This window comes from Thermoanaerobacter kivui (assembly GCF_000763575.1).
Classification (GTDB): Bacteria; Bacillota; Thermoanaerobacteria; order Thermoanaerobacterales; family Thermoanaerobacteraceae; genus Thermoanaerobacter; species Thermoanaerobacter kivui.
Map to the genome: position 1 here is coordinate 45678 of NZ_CP009170.1, position 11823 is coordinate 57500.

12 protein-coding genes, 1 other RNA gene, 1 pseudogene and 1 riboswitch (1 of these 15 cut by a window edge) are annotated in these 11823 nt (G+C 32.8%); of the genes and pseudogenes, 13 read left to right on the top strand and 1 reads right to left on the bottom strand.

The window, feature by feature from the left end:
* Nucleotides 1-43 precede the first annotated feature (43 nt).
* A pseudogene (locus TKV_RS00215) lies at nt 44-1191 on the bottom strand (transposase).
* 258 nt (nt 1192-1449) lie between these two features.
* Between TKV_RS00215 and TKV_RS00220 the strand changes: the two are divergent.
* The 13 genes from TKV_RS00220 to TKV_RS00275 all read left to right on the top strand — a co-directional run.
* Nucleotides 1450-2049: an MFS transporter gene (locus TKV_RS00220; protein WP_049684272.1), complete on the top strand. Its 600-nt coding sequence runs from the start codon at nt 1450-1452 to the stop codon at nt 2047-2049.
* A gap of 87 nt (nt 2050-2136) precedes the next feature.
* Nucleotides 2137-3540 carry an ISLre2 family transposase gene (locus TKV_RS00225; RefSeq protein ID WP_049686150.1) on the top strand — a complete coding sequence of 468 codons (1404 nt, stop codon included), beginning with the start codon at nt 2137-2139 and terminating at the stop codon, nt 3538-3540.
* Nucleotides 3541-3695: 155 nt separating this feature from the next.
* Nucleotides 3696-3962, top strand: an RNA gene (gene ffs, locus TKV_RS12175) — signal recognition particle sRNA large type.
* Between the two features lie 137 nt (nt 3963-4099).
* Nucleotides 4100-5995 (top strand): HD domain-containing phosphohydrolase, encoded by a 1896-nt coding sequence (locus TKV_RS00230; RefSeq protein ID WP_049684273.1) that lies wholly within the window; start codon nt 4100-4102, stop codon nt 5993-5995.
* Nucleotides 5996-6260: 265 nt separating this feature from the next.
* Nucleotides 6261-7826: a DNA polymerase III subunit gamma/tau gene (dnaX, locus tag TKV_RS00235; RefSeq protein WP_049684274.1), complete on the top strand. Its 1566-nt coding sequence runs from the start codon at nt 6261-6263 to the stop codon at nt 7824-7826.
* Nucleotides 7827-7904: 78 nt separating this feature from the next.
* Nucleotides 7905-8240 (top strand): YbaB/EbfC family nucleoid-associated protein, encoded by a 336-nt coding sequence (locus tag TKV_RS00240; protein WP_049684275.1) that lies wholly within the window; start codon nt 7905-7907, stop codon nt 8238-8240.
* A 9-nt stretch (nt 8241-8249) separates the two neighbouring features.
* Nucleotides 8250-8849, top strand: coding sequence for a recombination mediator RecR (recR, locus tag TKV_RS00245; protein WP_049684276.1), 600 nt, complete (start codon nt 8250-8252; stop codon nt 8847-8849).
* A gap of 38 nt (nt 8850-8887) precedes the next feature.
* Nucleotides 8888-8947: riboswitch (Fluoride riboswitch) on the top strand.
* A 64-nt stretch (nt 8948-9011) separates the two neighbouring features.
* On the top strand, nt 9012-9416 hold the full coding sequence (gene crcB / locus TKV_RS00250; RefSeq protein ID WP_049684277.1) for a fluoride efflux transporter CrcB: 405 nt from the start codon (nt 9012-9014) through the stop codon (nt 9414-9416).
* Nucleotides 9413-9796, top strand: a complete 384-nt coding sequence (crcB, locus tag TKV_RS00255) for a fluoride efflux transporter CrcB (protein WP_049684278.1) — start codon at nt 9413-9415, stop codon at nt 9794-9796. The genes crcB (TKV_RS00250) and crcB (TKV_RS00255) overlap by 4 nt, the downstream gene beginning before the upstream one ends.
* 54 nt (nt 9797-9850) lie before the next feature.
* Nucleotides 9851-11023 (top strand): HD-GYP domain-containing protein, encoded by a 1173-nt coding sequence (locus TKV_RS00260; protein WP_049684279.1) that lies wholly within the window; start codon nt 9851-9853, stop codon nt 11021-11023.
* 49 nt (nt 11024-11072) lie between these two features.
* Nucleotides 11073-11348 carry a DUF2508 family protein gene (locus TKV_RS00265; protein ID WP_049684280.1) on the top strand — a complete coding sequence of 92 codons (276 nt, stop codon included), beginning with the start codon at nt 11073-11075 and terminating at the stop codon, nt 11346-11348.
* A 53-nt stretch (nt 11349-11401) separates the two neighbouring features.
* Nucleotides 11402-11674 (top strand): pro-sigmaK processing inhibitor BofA family protein, encoded by a 273-nt coding sequence (locus TKV_RS00270; RefSeq protein WP_003869941.1) that lies wholly within the window; start codon nt 11402-11404, stop codon nt 11672-11674.
* An 81-nt stretch (nt 11675-11755) separates the two neighbouring features.
* On the top strand, nt 11756-11823 hold the 5' end (the start) of the coding sequence (locus tag TKV_RS00275; protein ID WP_049684281.1) for a DUF1657 domain-containing protein. 196 nt of this gene lie beyond the right edge of the window; only the first 68 of its 264 coding nucleotides appear in the window; its start codon is at nt 11756-11758; its stop codon lies off the right edge, out of view.

The following is an 11823-nucleotide window of genomic DNA, read 5'->3' on the forward strand; positions in this document are numbered from 1 at the left end:
AAAATTTAATAACAAATATTACCATTAGATAGATACACTTTATCTAAGCCAATTTTAGTTGCTCAAAAATCTCATCGATAGGTATATTATTTTTAGCTTGATCATAGTTCCATTGAATACGCTGCTTTTGTACATCTTTACGAACTATAACTATTCCACAACCAAATTGACAATATTTATCACTTGAAACTGTACAATACAGGTATGTCAATGATATAAGACATAATAACCTATCTATTGATTTTGTAGAGCGTACTCGATATGTATTTAAGCCAAGGTTGTTCTTTGTCTGCCTGAAAAAAATCTCTATGGGTCACCTCTGACTGTAGTAATTTAGAATAGTCTCAGTATTTAGTTCAGTATCAGTGCATAAAAATGCATGTAGAGCTTTTTGATTTTTAAAAGCTTTTTCAGGCCAGCATATTAGAACTACAGCATTATCTATCCCATTTAAAGCACCTTCATAACGATATACCCAGTAATTAGAACCTTTCACTGTAACGAGGTGAACTTCGTTCTTATCAATATACTGGGCAAAGTCTTTTATCTGGATGCGAATCCCTTTGGGATATATAATGCGGTTGATTTTAAGCGCACCAATAAGATGATAGCCTTGCTTAAAGTGTGCATTAATTACTTTTTCATTTGCAAACCAGGAATCACAAAGACCATATGCTGGCCCTTTGGGTATCGGGAGTGTTGATACCATAATGTAGTATGGCAATACTATTCTGCCACAAGATATCACCATAGCAAGAAATTGATGGTCCCAAACCTGTTTTCCTTTTAAATGCGATTGATGAAATCCTGTTGCTTGAATAGGATGTTTAGCCTGTAACGAAGGCTTGGTCTTTTCAGCAATAGTATCATCAAATATCACAAACAAAGGACTTTTATGGGTTGAGAAAGTTGATAAATAATACGAATAACTTCTCGCCTTATAGCTCTCCATGCATATTCTATATTCCAAACACCTTGGCTTAAAAATTTGCCAAAGGTAGTTCTATGACAATGTGCAAAGCTTAAATTAACAATATCAGTAACAGTGCCACTGTAACCTTTTTGAACAGCAGCGATAATAAATTCCACAATATGGCGAATAACAGGTTTGGTGAAGTATAGCATAAAATTTAATTTAAAAAGGTACTGGTAAATTGCTGAGTTTTCTGTTATTCTATTATCATGAGACATATGCTCCACTCCTGTTATTGATTTTTTTGTGGTAATTAAAGTTATATCACAGAAGTGAGCATTTGTCTCTATAATTTTATTATGTGGAATTTATTGTAATCGTATTTTCTCATCTATAGTATAATTACTTTTTTGATGTCTACTTTAAACACCTTTTTAAACCTGCAAGCACAGCGATAATTCCAGACATAGTAAAAAAAGATTATTTAATATCTGCAAACTCTTTAAGTGAAACTGCTGCTAATCTGATTAACATAGTTGGAGTTGATATTAGGAGGTATTTTATTTGCTTTATTTAATCCTGTATTCTTATTTGTTGCTAATGGAATTTCCTTTATTTTATCCGGAATTTTTGAAATGTTTATCAATGTAAATTACGAGCAAAATATGAGTTTAAGCGAATCTGAACAGGTTATAAATAGTGTAGAAAATAAAAATCTATTCAGTCAGTTTTTGGATGGCTTACGTGTAATTAAAAGCAATAAATTTTTGCTTTTTTATTGCTATTATAGGCGGAGGTGTTATTTATTTTTAGCACCAATATCTTTATACATACCACTTTACACAAAAAATATTCTGAACCTTTCCAGCACATTTTATGGAATTATTAGCTCGGCGATTACAGTTGGAGGATTATTTGGGTCATTAGCCTTATTAGTATTCGGAAAAAGGGTAAATAAAAAATTTTTTATTGTATCAGGATTTATTTTTCAAGGGATATCTTTAATTATGTTTGGATTAATTCAAAATTTTATAGGTGGATTTGTTTCATTAATGATTTTAGGGATTGCATTAAGTAAAATCCTTTCGTATAATATCTATCCTATTTTTGTACAACATAGTGTAAAATTATCGTAGGATTTTTTAAGTGATAAAAAACAAGAGACAACCCCTGTGATAAAATAGATTATGGAAAACAAAACAATACAGAAAGGGGTGTCTCTTGTGAAAAAAAATATCTTTGAGGATATTATACTACAAAATGCTCTAAATTTCACTAAGGAAGTAGTAGAAATTTTTGGTGATTTATTAAATAAAGGAATGAATATTACAGAGCTTGCAGCAAGGATAAAGGAACTGACGGACAAACTAGGTAGAGAGGCAATAGAAGCAATTATTGAAGAGTTAGATAGGATAATAAAAGAAGATAAGAGAAGGAAAGAAAAATGGGTAGTAGAGAGGAAAGATAAAAAGAGATTAACGACAATCCTTGGGGATATAGAATATGAGAGGACATATTACAAATCCAGAGAGGATGGAAGATATACATACTTGATAGATGATGCATTAGAGATAGGACGGCACGATAGGATAGAGAAGGGAGTAAAAATAAAGTTAGTAGAAAACGCGATAGAAGAATCATATGAGAGAAGTAGTAAAAAAGCATGTCCAGAGGAGTTAAGTAAACAGACGGTATTAAACGCAATAAGGGAAATAGGAGAAGTAGAAGTAAAGAGAGAAATAAAAGAGAAGAAAGAGGTAAGGGTATTATACATAGAAGCAGATGAAGACCATGTGCCTTTGCAAGATGGCAGCAATGAAACACCGCGATTGATATACATACATGAAGGTAAAGAAGAGAAAAATGGTAGAAATGTACTGAGAAATGTGCATTACAAAGCATATGTAGGAGAGAAACCTGAAGACATATGGATAGATGTAGCAAATTACATAGAAGACAATTACAAAGAAGAGAAGATAGAGAAGATATACATAGCAGGAGATGGGGCACCGTGGATAAAAGAGGGATTAAAATGGATATTAAAATCAAGGTTTGTGTTAGACAGATATCATTTAAACAAATACGTATTAAAAGCAACATCAAAAGAGCCAAAGTATAGAGATAAGATATGGAGAGCAATAAATGAAGGGAATAAAGAAGGAGTGAAGAAGGTATTTGATGAGCTAATAAAGGCAGCAGAGGAAGAGAGAGAGAAAGAGAAGATAAAAGAAGCAAGGAAATACATACTAAACAATTGGGAAGGAATAGTGATATACAACAAAGACGAAGATGTAATAGGGTGCAGTGCAGAAGGGCATATAAGCCATGTATTTTCAGCCAGATTAAGCAGGAATCCACTAGGGTGGAGTAGAGAAGGATTAAAGTTAATGGCGAAATTAAGGGTATTCAGCAAGAATGGAGGAGACTTAAGAGAAGCAGAATGGGGTAAGAAAAAGAATATCAATGCTGGGAGTTATAATTTAACGAAGAAGCAAATAAAAGAAGCGGTAAGGAGAGTTAAAACGTCTACAAATGAAAAAATAAACAATATTACGGTTTTGAATATAGGGAAAGTAACGCCAATATATAGGGTTTTAAGAGCATTAAAATATGCACAAGTTATATAAAAAGCATGATAAGTTGAAGTATGAAATTAACTAAGTTTCAGGGGTTGTCTTAAAAAAATCCTACAGTATCTTGACACTATCTTTGTACAATTGGTTATTGCCAATGTATTTTTTATGTGATATACTTAAATTACACACAAGGTAATAATTCTTGGCCGTACTAGATGGGGAGGTAGCGGTGCCCTGTAACCTGCAATCCGCTATAGCAGGGTCGAAGTCCCAGGCTGAGGCCTGACCATTGTAAGGTCTGGCATAAGTAAGTGGTGTTGATGCTTGAGTCCTGCGCAACGGAAATTTGCGAACCCCGTCAGGTCCGGAAGGAAGCAGCGGTAAGCAAACACTTCCGTGTGCCGCAGGGGCGCTTGAGTGGAGCTAACTGCTTATGTAACGCTTATGGTGGCAGGTCGAAGCTGGGTGTACGGCCTTTTATTTTTTCCATTCTTTTAAGAATTTCTTTATGTAGCCCTTCTTAAAAGTTTTCATTTAAGTTTTTGTGCGTTTTATCCGAAAATAATATAGGGAATTTGTTTTCTACAAAAGAAGAAAGTTGGAGGATATTATGTTAAGTGATTATAAGAAAAAACTATTCGTTGTTTTATTTGGTTTATCGATAACCGTTTACATATTGTCTATTGCGCATTTTTTATCAGGATTTGAAAACAAAGTTTTTATCGGTAGCATAATTTTATTAATCTCAATGGGGATGTCTGCTGTTTTGTCTAAAAAGCTATCTCAGCCACTTGAAAAATTAAATGAAGGTGTAAAGAGAATATCTCAGGGGGATTTTAGATATCGCTTAAATATTACCGATTCAAAGGAATTTGTAGAGATTTCAAAAAATTTCAACTCTATGGCAAGGGATTTATCACAAAGTTACGTGAAATTAAAAGAGCAAACAGAAAATTTGATTCGCCAAAATGAAGAATTGCAAGAGTTTAATGCGGAGTTGGAAGCCTCATATGAGCAGTTAGAAGTTCTTACCCATGAGTTAGAAATTTCTGAAAGAAAATATAGATTGTTAGTTGATAATATCAAAGACATTTTGTGGGTGACTGACAAAAATTTTATTATTGAATTTGTCAATTCGAGAATTGTAAGGTATTTGAATTACACACCTCAAGAGTTGTTAGGGAAAAGTCTATTGGAAATTGTTGATGAAGAAAGCAAAGAGACATTAAAAGACATGATGGCAGGAAAAATCAATTTTTCAGAGATTAATTTTAGAAGTAAAGATGGTTTGTTGGTCATAACAGAAACTCACGTAAAAAGGCTTAAAGTTAACGGAGATGTGGTAGGAATACAAGGTATTTCCAGGGATATTACAGAGATGTATCAAGTTAAACAGCAAATAGTTGAAAAAAACAATGAAATTTTGGCTATCAGTGATGTAGGAAGGCTTTTGACATCAGGAAGTGACATGAAAGAAGTGTTAAATAATATTGTGGAAAAGGTTGCAAATATACTCAATTCACCCCTATGTACCATAAGAGAGTATGATAAAGAGTCAAGAAAGTTTGTTTTACTTATAAAAGGCGGGGAGCTTAAAGATTATCTTATTTCAAGTGAAATAGAATTGCCACAGGAAGATGTTAATGATTTGGTGAATTTGAAAGAAATAAAAATAAAGGATGTTGACGAGTTTCCACATGATAAAAATATAACCCCTATTTTTGCTTCCAAAGAAGTCTTTTCTGTGGTTATTGTGCCTTTAGTCTCCCGAAATGAAATGATCGGAATATTGAACGTATGGACTGCTACTAAGACAATAAAAAACATGAGCTTGTTAAGGTCGATTGCGAGTGCAGTTTCCGTTGCAATTGAAAATTCTAAGCTTTATGAAGAAATTAAAAAGTTATATATAAAGACGATAGAGGCTCTTGCTTATGCAGTTGAAGCAAAAGACGTTTACACGAAAGGGCATTCAATGAGAGTGTCTCAATATGCTGCTTTGATAGGAGAATATATGGGGCTTTCAAGAGAAAAAGTAGAACAACTTAGAATTGCTGGGATATTACATGATATAGGAAAGATAGGTATTTCAGATGTTATTCTTTTAAAGGCGGGAAAACTTACAGATGAAGAATATAAGGTAATTAAAAGTCATCCAGAAATATCAAGAAGAATTTTAATGCCCATAGATCTGCCGGAAGAGATATTAGAGGCTGTTTCAAAGCATCATGAAAGGTACGACGGAAAAGGATATCCTTATGGGATCAAAGGTGAAGAAATTCCTATAGAAGCGGCGATACTTGGGGTGGCAGATGCTTTTGATGCCATGACATCAGATAGGTCGTACAGAAAAGGGATGAATATTGAAGAGGCTATAAACGAACTTTTAAAGTATAAAGGCACTCAATTCCATCCTGAGGTGGTAGATGCGTTTATTTCCCTTTATATGAACAAAAAGCAGAGATTAGAAGAGATAAAAAATCAGATTTTTACAAACGTTTCTTAAAAGATATAGAAATATATCTTTCAGACTGTCGACAAAGTTTTTTTAATAAGTCTCCGCTTTTATACGTAAGGTGCATCGCGGAAGCATCTTAGTGTGTCCCCTCTGTCCAAAACGAGCCATAGACACGACTTAGATATGTGAGCCTGCACCCAACATAAAAGCAAGAGACTTTAAATTACTTACAAAAAGGTTTGTCAAGAAACTAAAAAGATATAGAAATATATCTTTTTTTTTGTTACAATTGAATATAACGAGGTGTTAAAGCATGTATCAGTCTTTATATAGAAGGTATAGGCCCAAAAGCTTTAAAGAGGTGGTGGGGCAAGATCATATTGTAAAAACTTTGAAAAATCAGATAAAATTCAATAAAATAGGGCATGCCTATCTTTTTAGCGGTACAAGGGGTACAGGAAAGACTAGTGTAGCTAAGATTTTTGCAAAAGCGATTAATTGTTTAAATAATACAGATGGAGAACCTTGTAATTCTTGCGAAGTTTGCCAATCCATCAATAACAATACTACGATGGATATTTTGGAAATTGATGCTGCTTCTAACAACAGTGTAAATGATGTAAGAGAATTACGGGAATCTGTTATTTATTCTCCTTCTTTGACAAAATATAAAGTATATATAATTGACGAAGTGCATATGCTTTCTACGGGAGCTTTCAATGCTCTTTTAAAAACATTGGAAGAACCTCCTCCTCATGTGATTTTTATTCTTGCTACTACTGAACCTGATAAATTGCCTGATACTATTTTGTCAAGGTGTCAAAGGTTTGACTTTAAGAGAATACCTACGCGGTTAATTGCTCAAAATCTTGATAGAATTTGCAATGACAGTAGAATAAAAATCGAAGAAAAGGGGCTTAAAACTATTGCCCTCTATGGAAATGGTTCTATGAGAGATGCTATAAGTATTTTAGAACAGTGCGCTTCTTACAAGGAAGACCTTATAACTTATGAAGATGTATGTGAGATGTTGGGTGTAGCTAATGATGAAATGTTGTTTTTACTTTTAGAGTATATAAATGCTAAGGATGCTACATCTTCATTGAAACAGTTGGATAAAATTTTATCCTATGGAGTTGATATAGGAAATTTTTTAAAATCTTTAATTTCTATTTTGAGAGACATGGTAATTTATAAAACAGGAGGAGAGGAGTTAGAAGGGATTTTATACAATGACAGTGAAACGATAAAAGGAAAATCCCAAAACTTTGGAACAGCGTTTTTGACTAATGCTTTAGAAAAATTTATAAATTTACAGAGAGAAATTAAATATGCTATTTCTCCGGTAACTCTTTTAGAGGTTACTATTTTGAGATTGATAAAACAGGAAATTTCTTATGATATGATGAGTTTATTGGCCCGTGTAGAACAGCTGGAAGAAAAATTGAAGCAGGGTCAAATATTTATTAAAAACTCTGAACAAGAGGCAAAAAATCAAAAGGAAGAAATAAAAAATTTTAAAAGAGAAAGGGAGGAAGGGCAAAAAAATATCTTGCCTCAGCAAGAAGACATAGATTTGGATAAGGTGTGGAATGAAGTCAAAGAAATAGTGAAAAGAGAAAGGATAGCAGTATATACTTTTATGAAAAAAGGTGTTCCTTATTTAAAAAACGGGGCAATTGTGTTAGAATATCCTGAGGAGTATTCTTTCTTAAAGGATGAGCTAAGTAAAGTAGAAAATAAAACTTTTATTGAAAAGATACTTAAAAAAGTAGCGGGGAAAGAGCTTTCTTTGAAGTTTGAACTAAAAAAAAATGAAGAAGAATTGCTCATAAAACAGGTTAAAGAGCTTTTTGGAGAGGATATAGAAATAATATAAAATTTATTTTTCACAAATACTTTAATGAGGCATATAAATATTTTATAAAGAAAATAAAATTTAGGAGGTTATATTATTATGGCAAAAGGCGGTTTTCCGGGCGGGTTTAACATAAATAATATGATTAAACAAGCCCAGCAAATGCAGGAAGAAATGAAGAAAATGCAAGAAGAATTAGCACAAAAAACTGTAGAAGCTACATCTGGCGGTGGTATGGTAAAGGTAGTGGCTAATGGCAGAAAAGAGCTTGTAAGTATTGAAATAAACCCTGATGTGGTCGATAAAGACGATGTTGAAATGTTAGAAGACCTTGTATTAGCAGCAGTTAATCAGGCTTTAAGAAATGCAGAAGAGATGATCGCTTCTGAAATGGCAAAAATAACTGGAGGGTTAAATATTCCTGGATTGTTTTGAGGTGAAATAATGAACTGTTATTCTGCATCCATAGCTAAGCTTATAGATGAACTGTCAAAATTACCTGGTATAGGAACTAAGACTGCTCAAAGGCTTGCTTTTTTTATAATAAACATGCCTTTGGAAGAGGTAAAAAGTTTATCACAGGCTATTATTGAGGCAAAAGAGAAAATAAGGTATTGTAAAATTTGTTATAACATAACAGACACTGAAATATGTAACATATGTAGCGATAAAGAAAGAGACCATTCGCTTATATGCGTAGTTTCTCATCCTATGGATGTTGTCGCGATGGAAAAAACCCGTGAATATAAAGGTGTATATCACGTACTCCATGGAGTCATTTCACCAATGGAGGGAGTGGGGCCAGAGGATATAAAAATTAAAGAACTTTTGGACAGAGTCAAAAACGGAAATGTCAAAGAAGTCATACTTGCGACAAATCCGGATATAGAAGGAGAAGCGACAGCAATGTACATTGCTAAACTTTTAAAGCCGTTAAGAATAAAGGTTACAAGAATTGCTCATGGTGTGCCAGTAGGCGGTGACCTTGAATACACTGATGTTGTAACTCTTTCAAGGGCTCTTGAAGGCAGAAGGGAATTGTAAAAAGATATTGCATTTTCATTTGTACTTTATTATAATAAACAACGTGAGGCGATGGAGCTCGCCATAAATGCGGAAACGCTGATGGCTCCTATTAGGATGTGATATAAGGCCTAATAGGGGCTTTTTATTGTCCAAAAATCTAAACAGAAAGGGGAAGTTTTCATGGAATACATCTATATAGGGATTGGCGGGTTTTTTGGAGCCGTACTGAGATATTCAATAACAATTTACTTTACAAAGATGTATCACACTGCATTTCCCTTTGAAACTTTTATAATAAACATTTTAGGTTCGTTTTTGTTAAGTTTTATTGCTAATTTTACTATGGATGAGTACAAGGTAAATACTAATTTGAGATTAGGGATAACAACAGGATTTATTGGGGCTTTTACAACATTTTCTACTTTTAGTATGGAAACAATAAATTTATTAAAAGCAGGGAAAGATTATATTGCTCTAAGTTATATGATTTTATCAATATTTGGTGGTCTTTTAATGTCTTATTTAGGATTTGAATTTGCTGACAAAACTTTTGACTTACTAAAGGAGAGGGAGGAAGAACAGTGACAAGTATACTATATGTGGGAATTGGAGGAATTTTTGGAGCAATATTGAGATATGAAATATCGCGGCATATAAAGGAAAACCGAGAGATAGTTATTCCTATCGAAACTTTTATTATAAATGTATTAGGTGCGTTTTTATTAAACTTTTTGTCAAGTCCTAAAATAAATGTAGATTTAAGCTATGATGTTAAACTTTTTTTGACAATAGGATTTCTAGGTGCTTTTACAACATATTCAACTTTTTCACATGAGACAGTAGACTTGATCAAGAACAAAAAATATTTTCATGCATTTATATACATGTCATTGACAATTATATTTGGACTGATAGGGGGAATATTGGGATATTATGTTGGATTTTATCTAGGAAATTTAATTTAGTTAGTGTATAATATATATTAGTTGAAAATAAATATCGGTTAGGAGGAATAAAATGTGAATTTGAATTATAATAATCTGCTGTCCGCTTTATCTTTGGTCCTTGACGTACAAGAGTATAAAAATATGGGACATGCAAGAAAGGTGGCTTATATTTCTCTAAGGATTTCCGAGATGCTGAATTTGGATGAAGAAGAAACAAAAAAAGTATACTATTCTGCTTTTTTACATGATATAGGGAAAGGGGATATATACGAAGACTTTGACACAGATGAATGGTGGAAACACAGTGAAAGAGGAAGTGAGATTGTAAAGAAACTGCCTTTTGGAGAAAATTTTTCGGATATTATAAGATATCATCATGAAAATTACGATGGAAGCGGACATTTTGAGTTGAATGGCGATTCTATCCCTTTAGGAGCTCAGATTGTTTTCATCTCTGACCAATTTGATATACGTTATGCTTCATTAATTGGAATAGAAAACGAATATAACATTCGTTTTAATATTAAAGAATTTATAAAAAGCAATACTAGGAAAATGTTTAATCCCATTGTGTCCAAAGCACTACTTGATCTTACAAACCAAGAAAAATTTTGGTTAGATTATAAATTCTTTGATATAAAAAGTATATTAAAAACGATTGAGCCTAAAGACACACTTTCAATAGGAATTGATGAATTGGAGGATATAGCAGAGGCTTTTGCTCAGATTATCGATAACAGAAGCCGATTTACATATAACCATTCCAGAGGTATTTCAAACTTAGCTTATAAAATGGCTAAAGTGATAGGCTATGATGAAGAGATGACCAGAAAAATAAAAATTGCGGCGTTACTTCATGACCTTGGAAAGTTAGCTGTACCTAATTCTATTCTTGACAAACCGGATAAGCTTACTGAAGAGGAATTTATGGTTATAAAATCTCATACCTATTATACTAAAAAAATACTCAAAGAAATAAGAGAAATAGATGATATAGCAGAGTGGGGTGCAAATCATCACGAAAAATTAGATGGAAGCGGGTATCCTGAAGGATTAAAAGGAGACGAAATTGGCGAAATCGATAGGCATATGGCGGTTTGTGACATGTATCAAGCATTAACAGAAGACAGGCCCTATAGAAAAGGTCTTGAGCCAAAAGAAGCGATAGATATTATTTCAAAATCAGTAAAAAATAACAAAGTAAGTGGGAAATCTTTAGAAATTTTAAAAGAAGTAGTGTTTTAATGTATACTCAACCGTATTTTGGGTCATAATACGGTTGAGGAGGTATATTATGGGAATGTTGTTTGAGTACTTAAAAGAAATAGCTGCGACAAAAAACATATATGATAATTACAGCAATGAGGCTTATCAACTTGTTAATGAGGTAAAACAAACAGTAAAAGAATTAAAAGATGCAGAAATTTATTTTCAGAATGTAACAGACCCTGACCTTGTGGACTACGCCATATACAGATTAGAGAGCTTAAAAAGAAAGTACATATATTTATTGAAAAAAGCAAAAAAAGAGGGAATAAATTTTGATAATTTTTCGTCCCTCCTATCATAATTTGTCCTCCCCCTAAGTATAAATATACCAGTAGACTCTTAGGGGGTTTTTGTATGAATATAAGCATTGAATACAATATAATCATTGCTTACTTAATTGGCTTGTTTTTACTTTATCTTTTAGGATGGTTATTAGTAGTTCCAAGAAAAATTTTGCTAAGAATTATAATAAATGGAATTATTGGCGGCTTAATTTTGTTTATTATCAATTTGATAGGAAAATCTCTTGGATTATATATTGCTATAAATCCTGTGACTGCTCTTGTTGTAGGCTTTTTGGGTATTCCAGGAATTATCCTTTTGATAATTTTGCAGCATATTGTTTGAAATCACTACAAAAATAAACAGTTTAAATAAGCCTCCTTTTTGGAATAATAATTGTGTAAAAAAGATAAAAGGAGGATTATTATGACTGTTAAGAGTGATATGGAAAAAGCTATTGCAGCCGCACAATCGGCTCTCGGAACTTACGCTCA

Coding starts and splice junctions, on each gene's coding strand:
- TKV_RS00230 (WP_049684273.1), top strand. CDS start 4,100: ATGTTAAGTGATTATAAGAAAAAACTATTCGTTGTTTTATTTGGTTTA.
- dnaX (WP_049684274.1), top strand. CDS start 6,261: ATGTATCAGTCTTTATATAGAAGGTATAGGCCCAAAAGCTTTAAAGAG.
- TKV_RS00240 (WP_049684275.1), top strand. CDS start 7,905: ATGGCAAAAGGCGGTTTTCCGGGCGGGTTTAACATAAATAATATGATT.
- recR (WP_049684276.1), top strand. CDS start 8,250: ATGAACTGTTATTCTGCATCCATAGCTAAGCTTATAGATGAACTGTCA.
- crcB (WP_049684277.1), top strand. CDS start 9,012: ATGGAATACATCTATATAGGGATTGGCGGGTTTTTTGGAGCCGTACTG.
- TKV_RS00265 (WP_049684280.1), top strand. CDS start 11,073: ATGGGAATGTTGTTTGAGTACTTAAAAGAAATAGCTGCGACAAAAAAC.
- TKV_RS00270 (WP_003869941.1), top strand. CDS start 11,402: ATGAATATAAGCATTGAATACAATATAATCATTGCTTACTTAATTGGC.